At 53.0% G+C, this 15627-nt stretch carries 14 protein-coding genes; 12 read left to right on the forward strand and 2 right to left on the reverse strand.

Annotation, left to right across the window (positions count from 1 at the left end):
- Nucleotides 1-108 precede the first annotated feature (108 nt).
- The 5 genes from V9K95_RS13785 (at nucleotide 109) to ggt (ending at nucleotide 6279) form a co-directional block, all read left to right on the forward strand.
- Nucleotides 109-1065, forward strand: coding sequence for an ABC transporter substrate-binding protein (locus tag V9K95_RS13785; protein WP_336442201.1), 957 nt, complete (start codon nucleotides 109-111; stop codon nucleotides 1063-1065).
- A gap of 93 nt (nucleotides 1066-1158) precedes the next feature.
- Nucleotides 1159-2679: a sugar ABC transporter ATP-binding protein gene (locus tag V9K95_RS13790; RefSeq protein WP_336442200.1), complete on the forward strand. Its 1521-nt coding sequence runs from the start codon at nucleotides 1159-1161 to the stop codon at nucleotides 2677-2679.
- A 2-nt stretch (nucleotides 2680-2681) separates the two neighbouring features.
- Nucleotides 2682-3650: an ABC transporter permease gene (locus tag V9K95_RS13795; protein ID WP_336442161.1), complete on the forward strand. Its 969-nt coding sequence runs from the start codon at nucleotides 2682-2684 to the stop codon at nucleotides 3648-3650.
- 59 nt (nucleotides 3651-3709) lie between these two features.
- Nucleotides 3710-4441 (forward strand): glutathione S-transferase, encoded by a 732-nt coding sequence (locus V9K95_RS13800; protein WP_336442160.1) that lies wholly within the window; start codon nucleotides 3710-3712, stop codon nucleotides 4439-4441.
- Between the two features lie 107 nt (nucleotides 4442-4548).
- Nucleotides 4549-6279 (forward strand): gamma-glutamyltransferase, encoded by a 1731-nt coding sequence (gene ggt / locus V9K95_RS13805; RefSeq protein WP_336442199.1) that lies wholly within the window; start codon nucleotides 4549-4551, stop codon nucleotides 6277-6279.
- On the opposite strand, the gene V9K95_RS13810 is transcribed toward ggt, so the two are convergent.
- Nucleotides 6276-7451 (reverse strand): aminotransferase, encoded by a 1176-nt coding sequence (locus V9K95_RS13810; RefSeq protein ID WP_115053811.1) that lies wholly within the window; start codon nucleotides 7449-7451, stop codon nucleotides 6276-6278. The genes ggt and V9K95_RS13810 overlap by 4 nt on opposite strands.
- Nucleotides 7452-7626: 175 nt before the next feature.
- Between V9K95_RS13810 and speB the strand changes: the two genes are divergently transcribed.
- Both speB and V9K95_RS13820 read left to right on the forward strand, forming a co-directional pair.
- On the forward strand, nucleotides 7627-8691 hold the full coding sequence (gene speB / locus V9K95_RS13815) for an agmatinase (protein WP_307275523.1): 1065 nt from the start codon (nucleotides 7627-7629) through the stop codon (nucleotides 8689-8691).
- Between the two features lie 9 nt (nucleotides 8692-8700).
- Entirely contained in the window at nucleotides 8701-9822 is a 1122-nt protein-coding gene (locus tag V9K95_RS13820; RefSeq protein ID WP_336442159.1) for an NAD(P)/FAD-dependent oxidoreductase, read from the forward strand.
- On the opposite strand, the gene V9K95_RS13825 is transcribed toward V9K95_RS13820, so the two are convergent.
- Nucleotides 9806-10723 (reverse strand): LysR family transcriptional regulator, encoded by a 918-nt coding sequence (locus tag V9K95_RS13825; protein ID WP_115053382.1) that lies wholly within the window; start codon nucleotides 10721-10723, stop codon nucleotides 9806-9808. The two genes, V9K95_RS13820 and V9K95_RS13825, sit on opposite strands and share 17 nt — an antisense overlap.
- Nucleotides 10724-11021: 298 nt before the next feature.
- On the opposite strand from V9K95_RS13825, the gene V9K95_RS13830 reads away from it, so the two are divergent.
- From V9K95_RS13830 to V9K95_RS13850, 5 genes are read left to right on the forward strand one after another with little or no spacing between them, the layout of a single operon-like run.
- Nucleotides 11022-12227: an ABC transporter substrate-binding protein gene (locus V9K95_RS13830; RefSeq protein ID WP_115053809.1), complete on the forward strand. Its 1206-nt coding sequence runs from the start codon at nucleotides 11022-11024 to the stop codon at nucleotides 12225-12227.
- 5 nt (nucleotides 12228-12232) lie between these two features.
- Nucleotides 12233-13051: an ABC transporter ATP-binding protein gene (locus tag V9K95_RS13835; protein WP_307275531.1), complete on the forward strand. Its 819-nt coding sequence runs from the start codon at nucleotides 12233-12235 to the stop codon at nucleotides 13049-13051.
- Complete coding sequence (locus V9K95_RS13840) at nucleotides 13044-13754, forward strand: ABC transporter ATP-binding protein (protein ID WP_115053380.1); 711 nt, start codon at nucleotides 13044-13046, stop codon at nucleotides 13752-13754. Before V9K95_RS13835 ends, V9K95_RS13840 begins: the two co-directional genes overlap by 8 nt.
- Nucleotide 13755: 1 nt before the next feature.
- Entirely contained in the window at nucleotides 13756-14643 is an 888-nt protein-coding gene (locus V9K95_RS13845; RefSeq protein WP_115053379.1) for a branched-chain amino acid ABC transporter permease, read from the forward strand.
- 1 nt (nucleotide 14644) lies between these two features.
- Nucleotides 14645-15625 carry a branched-chain amino acid ABC transporter permease gene (locus V9K95_RS13850; RefSeq protein ID WP_336442158.1) on the forward strand — a complete coding sequence of 327 codons (981 nt, stop codon included), beginning with the start codon at nucleotides 14645-14647 and terminating at the stop codon, nucleotides 15623-15625.
- The last annotated feature ends 2 nt before the right edge of the window (nucleotides 15626-15627 follow it).

A 15627-nucleotide genomic window follows, 5' to 3' on the forward strand; every position in this document is an offset into this window, starting at 1 on the left:
ACAAAGCGGGGTTGAGTGCGCCACAGCCCTAACGACAATCAAACAAGAAAGGCGCTTGGAGAGGAACCTGAAATGATACTTTTTGGAAAAAGCATAAATCGTAGAACCATGCTTGGCGTAACCAGCGTTGCGATCATGGCGGGCATGATGGGTGTAGCACCTGTGCGGGCGCAGGACGTCACCATTCCTATCATCGTTAAAGACACGACGTCCTTTTATTGGCAGATCGTTCTGGCCGGAGCACGCAAAGCTGGCAAAGATCTCGGCGTTAAAGTTCCAGAACTCGGAGCGCAGGCTGAGTCGGATATTAATGGCCAGATATCCATTTTGGAGAATGCAGTTTCCGGCTCACCGGCAGCAATTGTGATTTCGCCAACAGAGTTTAAAGCACTTGGCAAGCCGATTGACGAGGCAGCAAAATCGGTAAAGATCATCGGGATCGACTCTGCTGCGGACTCCAAGGCTTTCACATCGTTCCTGACGACTGACAATGTTGAAGGTGGCCGTGTCGCTGCCGATGGTCTGGCTGCTGCAATCACTGAAAAATACGGCAAGGCAGAAGGCGATGTTGCAATCATCACCGCGCTTCCCGGCGTTGGTTCGCTGGATCAACGGGCCAAGGGCTTTAAAGAGCAATTGGCGGCAAAATATCCAGGGCTCAAGCTGGTAGCAGATAAGGTTGCAGATGGTCAGGCAACAACAGGCCTGAATATCACAACCGACTTGATCACCGCCAATCCTGAACTGCGTGGAATTTTTGCATCCAACCTGATCATGGGTCAGGGCGCAGGCCAGGCGATTGCCGAAAACAAGGCCCAGGACAAGATCAAGGTCATCGCCTTTGACAGTGATGAAAAGCTGGTGAAATTCCTCAGCGATGGCGTGCTTTACGCTCTGGTAGTCCAGGATCCATTTCGCATGGGTTATGACGGCGTAAAAACTGCGCTCGCTGCTTCAAAGGGCGAGAAAGTCGAAGCCAATGTCGACACGGGTGCCAATCTGATCACCAAGGCGAACATGAGCGAGCCACGCGCGCAGGAGCTGCTGAATCCGAAGCTTGATTAATCGGAATTCTGCTCTCCAATCGAAGAGGCTGCCATGGAAACTCAGAACTTTGCATCACAGTCCGGCAACGGAACACATGCAACCGCTGCGATCATGGCGGCCGATTCACCTATCCTTGAACTTAAAGGGCTGGAAAAGCAGTATTTTGGTACGCATGCCCTGAAACCGACCGACCTAGCTTTTAAGGCCGGTGAAATACATGCCATTGTTGGCGAAAATGGCGCAGGCAAATCAACCCTCATAAAGCTTTTAACCGGCGTCATTCCGCGCACGGGCGGCGATGTTTACTGGCGCGGCGAACCCGTGGCATTGGGCACCCCTATCGAAGCTATCAAGCATGGCATTAATGCCGTGCACCAGGAAGTTGTTCTTTGTCCGCATCTCAGCGTTGCCGCCAATATTTTTCTGGGTGAAGAACATCTACGTTTCGGGTTGCTTAGACATCGAAACATGGTGCGGGACGCACAGAAGATTCTTGACGATCTCGGCTTTGATCTTCCCGCCCATGCCACGCTCAGTGATTTGACAATCGGTCAGCAGCAATTGATTGCAACGGCACGTGCGGCGACAAGAGGCGCGCGTTTTCTCATATTTGATGAGCCTACTGCCTATCTGACACGAAAAGAGGGTATGCAGCTTTTTGCCCTCATCCGGCGCATGCAGGCAAATGGCGTAACCATTGTTTATATCAGCCACCGGATGGAAGAAGTCTTTGAACTTGCCGACCGGGTGTCGGTATTACGGGACGGAACCTTGGTAGGTACGCGAGACATCGCCGACACCAATGAAAACGAACTGATTGCCATGATGATCAATCGCTCCATCGAGCAGATTTATCACAAGGATAGTTTCGAGTTCGGCAAACCCATCCTGGAAACCCGAAATCTCTCCGGCAAAGGCTTCGAAAATATATCGCTGACTGTTCGGGAAGGCGAAATTGTCGGTCTCTATGGATTGATCGGCGCGGGGCGCAGCGAGTTTGTCACCACTGTCTTTGGTCGGTATCCAAAGTCCTCCGGCTCAATTTTGTGGAAAGGCGAGGAGGTCTATATTCGCCGCGAGAAGGATGCGATCAAGCTCGGCATCGCGCTCGCCCCGGAAAGCCGCAGGGATCAGGGACTTTGCCTGTCACTGCCTGTAAGCCTGAATCTCAACCTGCCGGTTTATCCGAAACTTAGCCGTGGCGGAATTATATCAAAGAGCAAGGAGTCAGCCCAGGCGGATCGCCAAATCGCCGACCTGCGCATCAAGACATCGACACGCAGTGCAAGCGCTGCCAGCCTTTCAGGCGGCAATCAGCAAAAGATCGTCATTGGCAAATGGCTTAATCACGGTGCAAAGCTCTTCATCTTTGACGAACCCACGGTCGGTGTCGATGTCGGCACCAAAGCTGAGATTTATCGCCTTTTTTCGGCGCTGCTATCGCAAGGAGCCGGGATCATCCTGATTTCTTCATATTTGCCGGAAGTCTATGAACTGGCTGATACACTTCATGTTTTCCGGCGCGGCGAGATGGTTGCATCCCATCCATTCAAATCCGCCAGCCATGAAGATATTCTAACAAAAGCGCTTGGTTCGGCCCCGGCCAACCCAATTTTATCCGGAGAGTCCTGATCATGAGTGTTGATACCAAGGAACCAGTTATTTCACCCAAGAAGCGGTACAACATCCTCTTCGGGCTGACATTGCTCGCTCTCCTGCTTGTTCTATGGCTGATCCTCGGCCTGTCAACCACGACCTTCTGGACGACAAACAACATCGCCAATTTGCTGCGCCAAGGCGCCATGATTGCGATCCTCGCAGTGGGCCAGACCTTTGTCATAATCACCGGCGGGATAGATCTATCTGTTGGCGCAATCGCGGGCTTTGCCAGCACAATTGTTGCATTGCTTCTGGCCAATGGATTTCCAATCTGGGCAGCCGTGCTCATTACCCTTGGCATTGGTCTTGGCATCGGGCTCTTCCATGGTTTCGGTATTGTAAAGATGGGATTGCCACCCTTCATCATCACTCTGGCAACACTCACATCGCTTCGCGGAATCGGTCTTTTGATTACCAATGGCGCAACCATTTCCATCAATAATGACGAGTTCACAAACTTCTCGCGAAATGATTTTCTGGGAGTTCCAAACCTGTTTTGGATGGTTATCCTCGTGGGTATCCCTGCCTATATTCTGCTTCAGCACACGCGTTGGGGCAGATATCTCTTTTCAGTTGGGTCAAACGCCGAAGCTTCCCGTCTCTCCGGCGTAAACGTCAATCGCACCATCTACCTTGCCTATGCTCTGTCAGCCGTTTGCGCTTCCTTCGTCGGCATTCTGCTTGCTACGCGCATCGGAGTTGGCAACCCTACGCAGGCGGAAGGCTGGGAGCTGCAAGCCATTGCCTCATCCGTCATCGGCGGCACGAGTCTTTTTGGAGCTGTAGGATCTGTTCAAGGTCCATTGCTTGGAGCCTTCATCCTTGCCACCATTAACAACGGCGCCAATCTCCTCAACGTCAATTCGTTCTGGCAACGGGTTATCACAGGCGTGCTGATCATAGTGATCGTCTATTTTGACCAGTTGCGCCGCCGGAGGAAATAAGTCGCTCTCTGCCACATTCCCATGCTCAAATGGAAAAACGGAAGCAGCAGGAGACGCTTATGCCCTACGAGCTATATTATTGGGACGGGTTACAAGGACGAGGTGAATTTATCCGGCTCGCGCTGGAAGACGCGGGAGCCGATTATATCGACATCGCGCGCGAGGATGGTCCCGAGCGGGGCATTGACGCGATGATGAAGGTGCTCAAAAGCAAGAGTGAACGCCACCTGCCCTTTGCGCCACCTTTTCTGAAAGATGGCGACCTGATCATATCGCATGTCGCGAATATCCTGTTTTATCTCGGGCCTAAACTCAACCTCGCCCCTAGCGATGAAAACCAGCGTATATTCGCAAATGGATTGCAGCTGACCATAACGGACTTTGTCGCGGAGGTGCATGATACGCACCATCCCATCGCCACAACGCAATATTATGAAGATCAAAAAGAGGCAGCCAAACTGCGCTCCAAAGACTTTATCGAACATCGCATGCCTAAATTCCTGGATTACTTCGAGCGGGTTCTGCACCGGAATCCTGATGGCAAGGCTCACACGATCGGCAAATCACTGAGCTATGTCGATATTTCCCTGTTCCAGATTTTCGAGGGACTTCGTTATGCTTTCCCCAGAGCCACGGCAAATCTGGCCAAAGATTATCCGGCTTTACAGGCTTTGCATGACACGGTCGACAATCGGCCCAATATCAAGGCTTATCTCCGTTCGGAACGTCGCCTCGACTTCAATACATCCGGCATTTTCAGACATTACCCGGAGCTCGATCAGAGCGCATAAGGGCGCTATATTTATAATTGCCTTCCAATTTACGCTGGACTTGATCCGCTGAAGAGGCTCCACTGACTTCACTCAAATCATAGGAGGAAGTCATGGATACTCGTTTCATGAAGGCAGGAGTCTTTGTCACAGCGCTCGGGCTGGCTCTTGCACCTGTGACGCAGATTTATGCCGCATCGCCGGATCCTGTTGCAGCAGAACATGGAATGGTGGTCACAGCTCAGCACCTTGCATCCGAAGTCGGTGTCGAAGTCCTCAAGAGCGGCGGAAACGCTGTCGATGCCGCAGTCGCAGTCGGGTATGCTCTGGCTGTGGTTTATCCAACCGCCGGTAATATTGGCGGCGGTGGCTTTATGACGATCCGTCTGAAGGATGGGAAGACCACTTTCCTCGACTTCCGCGAACGGGCTCCGCTTGCAGCAACCAAGACCATGTATCTCGACGATCAGGGCAACATCGTCAAAGGTCGAAGCACAAATGGCTATCTGGCTGTGGGCGTGCCCGGATCTGTCGCCGGCTTTGAAATGGCCCGGGAGAAATATGGTACGAAATCGCGCGACGAACTTATCGGGCCAGCTATACGCTTTGCTCGCGATGGTTTTGTGCTCGACCAAGGTGACATCGCATCGCTACAAAATGGCACCAAGAAACTATCCACCGATCCGGCCGCGGCTGCAATATTCCTGAAGGCGGATGCGAAGCCTTATGCGATCGGCGAAACATTGGTTCAAGCTGATTTAGCCGCAACGCTTGCAGCGATTTCCGATAAAGGCTCCGATGCATTCTACAAAGGTCCCATTGCAGATGCCATTGTCAAAGCGAGCGGGGCCGGTGGCGGCGTTTTGGCCAAGGCTGATTTTGAACAGTACAAGGTTCGCGAGCTTGAACCTGTGAAATGCAATTATCGCGGTTATGATATTGTCTCTTCGCCGCCGCCGAGTTCAGGTGGTGTCATCATCTGCGAGATACTGAATATCCTTGAAAACTACCCTCTTGGATATCTGGGTTACGGTTCCGCCGAAACGGTTCATGCCATGATAGAAGCAATGCGCTACGCCTATGTGGATCGCAACGCATCGCTTGGCGACCCTGATTTCGTTGATAATCCCGTCTCCAAACTTTTGGATAAAAAATACGCCAAAGATATCCGTGACAAGATCAGCCCCTATAAAGCCGGCGTGTCGAAAGAGCTGACACCAAAGGGATTCGGCGAAAGCACAGAGACGACGCATTATTCGATTGTCGATGATGAGGGCAACGCCGTTGCCGTGACTTATACCCTGAACGGTTCATTCGGCGCAGGTGTTGTTGCTGCTGGCACTGGCATATTGCTTAACAATGAAATGGACGATTTCACCTCTAAGCCCGGCGTTCCAAATCTTTACGGGTTGGTGCAGGGCGAAGCCAATGCGATTCAACCGAAGAAGACGCCTCTTTCTTCAATGAGTCCGACAATCATCTCCAAGGATGGCAAGCCTTTTATGGTCATTGGCAGTCCCGGCGGCGCGCGCATTATCACTATTACGCTCGAAGCGATCATCAATGTGATTGATCACGGGATGGACATACAAGAGGCAATAGATGCTCCGCGCATTCATCACCAGTGGTTGCCTGACCGGGTCTATATGGAGCCTTACGCGCTTTCCGGCGATACGATGAAAATTCTGACGGAAATGGGTCATAATGTCGGAATCGATCAGGATTGGACCATTTGGGGCCAAGCCGCAGGCATTCTTGTCGGCGGCAAGAGCCTTGGTGAAATCACCGAAGGCGGTGGCGCCCGATATAATGGAGCCATGGACAGCCGCTCCGGTTCCGGTTCAGCGCGCGGCTACTAGAGCCCAAATCCAGCCAACCTTCCCCGCAGCTCGCGGATGGTTTGAGCATCGGCATTGGCAAAGGCAAACCGCAGAAATGGGGTTTGCCTTTCGCCGAAATATTCGCCGGGAATGGCGAGGATTCCAGCACGTTTTGCCAATTGCTCTGCCACCATCTCTGACGCCATGCCATCGAATGGGTGCCTGACAAATGCGAAATAGGCGCCTATCGATTCCAGTGCCCATCCGTCCAGCTCGGCCATCACGTCGCGAAGAGCTTTTGCCCGCACTTCAATTTCCAGACGGTTTCCTGCGCGCCATTCCGTCAATGCAGGCAAGGCGCGAGCGAGAGCAGCTTGTGGGGCTCGGGGCGGACATATCTGTAAATTATCCATGATTTTGGCAATTTGCTCGACCACTGCCCCACCTGCCACTATTGCGCCCAGCCTATGTCCGGGGATGCAAAAGGATTTGGAAAAACTGTAGAGCTCGATCAGATTTTCCTGCCAATCTGCTGTAGCAAACAAGCCATGCGGGGCACCGGCGCCATCTGGCAAAAAATCCCGATAGGTCTCGTCAAGAATGAGCCAAATGCCAGCGTCCCTGCAAAAATCAAAGATCACCTGCAGCCTGTCGGCAGGATAAATCGCTCCCGTCGGATTGTTCGGCGTTACAAGAGCAAGTGCACGAACATCCGGCGTCATCGCCATCTGGATGGCGTCGATAGTGGGAACAAAACCCTCCGACGCAGTGCAATTCACTTTGCCTGTTTTGATGCCAAGCATCGCCAAAGTCGTCTCGTGATTGAAATAAAATGGATCGGTCACAAGAATGGTATGGCCTGCAGAAGCGGCAACCATGGAAGCACAGACAAAGGCCTGATTGCAGCCCGATGTGATATGAATATTGTCGGCACTGATTTTTGCGTCATAGATCTCGGACACATGAGCGGCATAGGCTTCGCGTAATATTGTTTCGCCCTCGATGGGACCGTAATTGGTGTAAGCCAATGAGGACGAGGCTTCGCCAAGCCATTGCAGCATCTTCTCATGCGCCGGATAGCCCGGGACAGCTTGCGATAAATCAATCAGCGAACCCTGGCTGCCATCATAGGACTTTCCCCAGGCTTGAACTGCCGGTATCGGCGGCGGCGATAGGCGGGTTACAAGGGTATTGAGCATTGCAGCAGTCATCATTCGTTCCTGTATCGCTTCTTCCACGTCCAGCAAGTTCTTAATAGCCAATCGGATTGAAGTCATCTGTGACCATTTCGCATGACCTGTTCACAGAATGATGATTGATTTCCCTGCCACTTTAGGGTGTGCTGACCATTCTGCAACGACATGAACATTTCGGGAAGCCAGCATTATGCCATCGTGGGATGAAAACAAACTGAGCGAGTTGCGCGCCAAATATGGCGAGAGCCATGGCGGTGAGTTGTTTGATGAACGATTCCGGAAAGTAGCTGACAAAATATTTTCCAAGAGCGGCACTCGCCTTGCACCCTATGCGGGTATACCGACATTTCTCACGGCACCTTATATGCCGGTTGACGCCGTTAATCCTGACTTTGGCAATCTCCAGGTAGCCATTGTCGGCGTGCCGATGGACCTTGGCGTAACCAATCGTCCTGGTTCGCGTTTCGGCCCGCGTGCTGTTCGCACGATCGAGCGTATTGGCCCATATAATCACGTTCTGGAATGCGCACCGGTGTTCGACCTTCGCGTCGCCGATATTGGCGATGTGCCATTTGCCAGCCGTTACAGGTTGGAGCAAAGCCATGATGATATTGAACGGCGCTTCAACCAGATTGTTGATGCCGGTGTCCTGCCGCTGGCTGTCGGCGGCGATCATTCGATCAGCCACCCTATCCTGAAAGCCGTCGGCAAGAATGGCCCTGTCGGGATGATCCATATCGATGCGCATTGTGATACGGGTGGCGCGTTCGACCAGACCAAATTCCATCATGGCGGTCCATTCCGCAATGCGGTTCTGGATGGAGTTCTTGACCCGACAAGAACGATCCAGATCGGCATTCGTGGCTCTGCCGAGTATTTGTGGGAGTTTTCCTATGAGTCCGGCATGACCGTCATTCATGCGGAAGAAGTCACCGGACTGGGCATCCCGGCGATCATCGAAAAAGCCAGGTCCATAATCGGCGATGGCCCGACCTATCTGTCATTCGATATTGATAGTCTTGATCCAAGTTTTGCGCCGGGCACCGGGACGCCGGAAGTTGGTGGTTTGACGACGCGGGAAGTGCTCGAACTCATTCGAGGGTTTAAAGGCATTAATCTCGTGGGAGGCGATGTGGTTGAGGTCGCTCCGCAATATGACGCTACCACCAACACTGCACATGCGGGCGCACAAGTGCTGTTCGAAATCCTGAGTCTGATGGTTTTCAGTCCATTTGTGCAAAAGCAAAACAAGTAAGAGACAATGATGAGTGAAACTATTGAGACCGACGTCCTTGTCATCGGCGCAGGCATTGCTGGCGCTGGTGTCGCGGCCGCCTTGGCTGACACGCACAGTGTTGTTGTCGTAGAGCGCGAAAGTCAGGCCGGATATCATTCTACCGGACGGTCGGCGGCAATCTTCATTCCAAATTATGGCAATGAAGTCATTCGTGGGCTAAACCGAGCCAGTGCACCGATGTTTCACCATCGAGACACGGGCCTTTTTCCCGAACCATTGCTGACAGCGCGGGGATCATTGACGGTCGCCGATGAAGATGGCGTCGCGACATGCGAAGAATTTGTCCGAGACGGCATTGGCGTAGAAGCTATTTCTGTCGACAAAGCGCTTTCTCTGGTACCCATCCTCAGTCGCGACTACGTCAAAGCCGCCGCTTATCAAGAGGATGCACAAGATATCGACGTCAACGCTCTTCATCAGGGCTGGTTGCGCAAGGCATCGGCGCTGGGCGTCCGACTTTTTACCAATACCGAAGTCACCAGCGCCAATCGCGTTGCCGGTGGCTGGATTGTCAATGCATCCGACAAGGTTTTCAGCGCCCGGATCATTATCAACGCCGCTGGTGCCTGGGCAGATCTGACAGCCGCAATATTTGGCGCCAAGCCTCTTGGGCTAACGCCGCTGCGCCGCTCGATTGCAGTTCTACCAGCGCCCGATGGTCACGACACCCGCAATTGGCCGCTTGTCGATGATGTCAACGAAGCCTGGTATCTGAAGCCCGATGGTGGACGCATGTTTGTCTCGCCCGCCGACGAAATTCCCGTCGAGCCGCATGATGCCTATGTTGACGATATGATCCTCGCCGAAGGTCTCTATCGCTTCGAGCAGGCTGTCACCGTTCCAGTCAATCGGGTCGAGCGTAGCTGGGCAGGCCTACGCACCTTTGCGCCGGACAGGACTCCTGTCGCGGGTTTTGATGATTCGGTGGATGACTTCTTTTGGCTTGCAGGACAAGGCGGTTACGGTATCCAGACTTCGCCAGCCTTGTCGGCGCTTGCAGCAGCTTTGATCCGGGGACGCACTCCCGACGCCAATGTGGAACCCCTGCTTTCACGCCTGTCGCCGGCTCGTTTTACGAGCCATCCATAAGCGGCTGACCGGCAAAATCGGCGGCTTGGCTTTCGAGTTCAGATTTAATGAAATTGCTCAACACTCTGATGCGCGGCGTACCTACAATATCCTCATGACAAATGAGCCAATAGTCGCGATTGAGGTGCAATTCCTTGGGAAGGACCGGAACGAGTTCGGGATAGTTGCAAGCAATGTAATAAGGCAAAATACACAAGCCAAAACCGGTGCGCGCCGCGCTAAGCTGGGCGAAAATGCTGGAGCTTTGATAGGATGCACGCAAACCCGGAAGTATCTCGCGCATATAATCGAGACCGGGCGTAAATATCATGTCCTCAATATAACCGATAAATCGGTGCTCTGAGAGATCCGCCTGTCGTTTGATTGTTGCGTGCCGCGCCAGGTAGTCTGCCGAACCGTAAACGAACAACCGATATGGCATCAGCTTTTCTTGATGATAGCGTCCTGTCCGGCTGGCGTTGAGCGTTATTGATAGGTCCGCTTCACGCCGCGACAAGGATACGATCTGCTGAATTGTCACCATTTCCACGGATAGCCCCGGGTATGATTGTGTCATCAGCGGCAAACGGTCTGCCAGAAAGAAATTGGCGAACCCCTCAAGGATGCTCAGCCGGACCACACCGCTAAGTGATACAGTTCCTCCCGATGCTTCATTCTGAAAACGCTCTGCTTCGCGCTCCATGACCTCCGCAGATTCAATCAGTTTTTCCCCAAGCGCGGTAACAATATAGCCGCGCGGATTTCGCTCAAACAGGCGGGCCGACAGCGCCTCTTCCAATCGCTCGATCCGGCGCGAAACGGTCACGTGATTTGTCCGCAGACGCCGCGCTGCTGTGGTCAATTGGCCGGTGCGGGCGACAGCCAGAAAATACTGGAGATCATCCCATGTGAACTGTCGCATTTGTGTGCAAAGCCTTCATGTACATTTTTGTACGGAATATGTGCAAAATTAGATGTTTGTGTACTTATTTGTCAATGCTAGACTTTTTTCAACAACATGGTTGCCGGTCGGGAGAAACGGCGCAATCATGGGAAGAACAATGTTCAGCAAGAATGGGCTGGATCGAGGGAGGGAACTACCAAGCGAAGGCGAGCTAATCGCTGGTTCGCGATCAGCACATGACAATTATATCCAGTTCACCAATGGCGGTCATCATTTGATGCCCAGCCAGACAATTAATCTTTGGGAGGAGAGAAGAATGAAGCTTTTAACCGTCGTAACCGCTGCTTTGATGGCAGCTACAGTGATTCCGGCAGCCAGCGCCGAAATTTCCGATGGCAAGGTCAAGATCGGCATTTTGAATGATCAGTCCGGCGTCTATGCGGATTTCGGCGGCAAATGGTCGTTTGAAGCTGCGAAGATGGCGGCTGAAGATTTTGGTGGCAAGGTTCTTGATGCACCAATTGAGATCATTTCAGCGGATCACCAGAACAAAGCCGATATTGCTTCTAACATTGCCCGCCAGTGGTACGATACAGAGCAGGTCGATTCCATTATGGAATTGACAACCTCCTCGGTGGCTCTCGCCGTTCAGGGCATCTCCAAAGAGAAAAAGAAGATCGATCTGGTTACCGGTGCTGCAACTGCAGAACTGACGGGCAAGCAATGCTCACCTTACGGCTTCCATTGGGCTTATGATACGCACGCGCTGGCCGTTGGCACTGGCGGCGCGCTCGTGGGCGCTGGCGGTGATAGCTGGTTCTTCCTGACAGCTGACTATGCATTCGGCTATTCGCTGGAAGAACAGACGAGCAAATATGTTACCTCCAAGGGCGGCAAGGTTGTGGGTTCGGTCCGCCATCCTTTGGCAACCAGTGATTATTCCTCATTCCTTCTCCAGGCGCAGTCCTCGGGCGCAAAAGTCATCGGCCTCGCGAATGCCGGTCTTGATACTGCCAATGCCATCAAGCAAGCTGCTGAATTCGGCATTGTTGCAGGCGGCCAGCGCCTCGCAGCCCTACTGTTTACACTGGCGGAAGTTCACGGTCTCGGCCTCGAAGCGGCGCAGGGCCTGACCCTGACCGAAAGCTTCTATTGGGATCGTGATGATGAATCGCGTGCTTTCGGCAAGAAGTTCTTCGACCGCACCGGCCGCATGCCCAATATGATTCACGCCGCCACCTATTCCGGCGTAACGCAATATCTCAAGGCCATCCAGAAGGCAGGGACGGACGATACGGAAAAAGTCGCTGCCGCGATGCATGAAATGCCGGTCGATGACGTATTCGGACGGGGCGCGAAGGTCGGCGCGAATGGCCGCCTGATCAGCGATGTGTATTTGATGGAAGTCAAGAAGCCGGACGAAAGCAAGGCACCTTGGGATTATTACAAGGTTCTGGCCACGGTACCAGGCGACGAAGCCTATATCAAACCAGCCGAAAGCGGCTGCAATCTGGTCAAGTAGCAAGCATGACCAGTTCTGCCGCAACTGCGTTCGGGGGAGGACAATCCTCTCCCGGCACACCCGATAATCAGACGTCACGGGTGGTTCTTTCCGCCCGTGGCCTGCGCCGTGATTTCGGTGGATTTATTGCTGTCAACAATGTTGACCTTGATGTCCATCATGCCAAAGTCCATGCCTTGATCGGACCAAACGGAGCTGGCAAAACCACGGTCTTCAATCTTTTGACAAAGTTTTTGCAGCCCTCGAGCGGCACCATCATGCTGCTTGATCATGATATAACGAAAACCGATCCGGCACGTGTGGCGCGCATGGGATTGGTGCGTTCTTTTCAGATATCGGCCGTCTTTCCGCATCTGACCGTATTGGATAATGTTCGTGTCGCATTGCAGCGGCCAGGACATCTATCGACGCAATTCTGGCTTCCGATGAGCGCCCTGAACAAATTGAACGAGCGCGCCAACGAACTTATCGATGCGGTTGGTCTGACAGATGCGCGCAACAGGCTTGCGGCAGATCTTTCCTATGGCCGTAAACGAGTTCTTGAAATCGCAACGACACTAGCGCTTGACCCGAAAGTGCTGCTGCTTGATGAGCCAATGGCGGGCATGGGCCATGAGGATGTGCACATCGTTTCCGATATTATTCGTGAGGTCGCCAAGGACCGCGCCATTCTTATGGTTGAGCATAATTTGAAAGTCGTCGCGGATCTTTGCGATCAGGTCACCGTGCTTCAGCGCGGCGAAATACTGACTTCAGGCGATTACAAGACTGTCAGCCAGGATGAACGCGTGCGCGTTGCCTATATGGGGACCGAGCATGACTGACAAAAAACCTCTTCTCACAGTCCGCAATCTTCATGCCTGGTACGGTGAAGGTCATGCGTTGCATGGCATTGATCTCGATATTCATCAGGGAGAGACCGTAACCCTGCTGGGACGCAACGGCGTTGGCAAAACGACGACCTTGCGTTCAATCATGGGCATCATACGCAAGCGCACGGGTACGATTACTTTCGACGGCAAGGACATGATGCGCGTGCCGCTTCATCGCGCAGCGCATGCCGGTATTGGCTTTGTGCCGGAAGAACGCGGCATCTTCGCAACGCTATCGGTTGACGAGAATTTGAGTCTTCCGCCCGTCGTTGCCAATGGCGGGATGTCGATCGAAGAGATTTACGATCTCTTTCCAAACCTTAAAGAGCGCCGCAACAGCCCCGGCACCAAGCTTTCCGGCGGCGAACAGCAGATGCTGGCAATAGCGCGCATTCTGCGCACCGGTGTAAAACTGATTTTGCTTGACGAACCAACCGAAGGCCTCGCGCCCGTCATCATTCAACGCATAGGCGAGGTGCTCGTTACCTTGAAGCAGAGGGGAATGACAGTTTTGCTCGTTGAGCAGAACTTCCGTTTTGCCAGCAAGGTAGCTGATCGTTTTTACGTTGTTGATCACGGAAAGATCATCGACAATTTTCCGGTTCAGGAATTGCCGGATCGCATGACCATGCTCAACGAAGCATTGGGAGTTTGAAATGACAATGATCTTTGGGGTACCCCTTCAGGCTTTTCTCGGGCAATTGTTGATCGGCCTCATCAACGGCTCCTTCTATGCAATGCTCAGCCTTGGACTAGCGATCATTTTCGGCCTCCTGCGCGTCATCAATTTTGCCCACGGCGCGCAATATATGATCGGCGCATTTGTTGGTTACCTGCTTCTTGCAGAACTCGGCATTGGTTATTGGCCAGCTTTGATACTGGCTCCCATTATTGTCGGGTTCGCTGGTGCATTCATCGAGCGCGTCGCACTCTCGCGTCTTTATAATCTCGACCACCTCTATGGCTTGCTGTTCACCTTCGGCCTCGCGCTCGTTCTGGAAGGCATGTTCCGCTATTATTATGGCGCAGCAGGTCAGCCCTATGCCGTTCCAAGCGCTCTGACAGGTGGTTATAATCTCGGCTTCATGTTCCTGCCGAAATATCGTGGCTTTGTGGTGCTGGCATCCTTGGTGGTTTGCCTTGGAACGTGGCTGCTCATTGAAAAGACCCGACTGGGCTCACAGCTGCGGGCGGCGACAGAAAATCCAACGCTGGTCCGCGCATTCGGTATCAACGTTCCTTTGCTGCTCACCTTTACCTATGGCCTCGGCGCTGGACTTGCCGGTCTTGCCGGAATATTGGCGGCACCAATCTATCAGGTCAGTCCGCTCATGGGATCAAACCTGATCATCATTGTTTTCGCGGTTGTTGTCGTTGGCGGCATGGGCTCCATATTGGGCGCCATCATAACCGGCTATATGCTCGGCATATTGGAGGGGCTGACAAAGGTCTTCTACCCGGAAGCCTCCAACATCGTCATCTTCGTGATCATGGCAATCGTGCTGCTTGTGCGTCCCGCAGGTCTTTTCGGAAAGGATGCGTGACATGACACAATCCGCCCTCACCGCACCGAGACAAAAAATTCTGTCATTGGAAGTTACGCTGATCGTTGCAGGCATTGCGCTTCTCGTGCTTGCGCCCTTCTTTTTCTATCCGGTTTTCCTGATGAAGGTGCTGTGCTTTGCTCTGTTTGCATGCGCTTTTAATCTCCTTCTTGGCTATACCGGCATTCTTTCGTTCGGCCACGCAGCCTTCTTTGGCGGCGCTGCCTATTTCACTGCCCATTCGGTGAAGGAGTGGGGATTTTCGCCCGAACTGGGTATTCTCGTTGGCGTTGCAGGGGCTGCGTTTCTAGGTTTGATTATCGGCTTTTTCGCCATCAGGCGTCAGGGCATCTATTCCACGATGATCACCCTCGCCCTCTCGCAGATGTTCTTCTTCTTCTGTTTGCAGGCATCATTTACACACGGCGAAGACGGCATTCAGGGCGTGCCGCGCGGCCATCTGTTCGGCTTCATCGATTTGAACCAGTCGCTGAATATGTATTTCTTCGTGCTTGCCGTCTTTTTATTGGGCATGTTCATCATCTGGCGCATCATCAATTCACCATTCGGCATGATCCTCAAATCAGTCCGGGAGAATGAGCCTCGCGCCATCTCGCTTGGTTATTCTGTCGCTCGATATAAATTGGCAGCTTTTGTCATGTCAGCGGCGCTCACGGGGCTGGCAGGCGGCATCAAGGCGATTGTTTTTCAGTTCGCAACATTGACCGATGTCAGCTGGCAAATGTCGGGTGAAGTGGTGCTCATGACCCTGCTTGGTGGGATAGGTACTTTGGTCGGCCCGGTATTTGGTGCTGCCCTCATCTCGGCGCTTGAGAACTATCTGGCAACTTCCGAATTCCCAGTCACCGTAATCACCGGCATCATCTTCATGATATGTGTCCTCGTGTTCCGCCGCGGGATTATCGGTGAGCTGTATGCTTCGCGTTTCGGCAAAAGGCTGGAAGGCAAGTCGGAAAACTGATC

The sequence above is a fragment of the Phyllobacterium sp. CCNWLW183 genome (genome assembly GCF_037203775.1).
Lineage (GTDB): Bacteria > Pseudomonadota > Alphaproteobacteria > Rhizobiales > Rhizobiaceae > Phyllobacterium > Phyllobacterium ifriqiyense.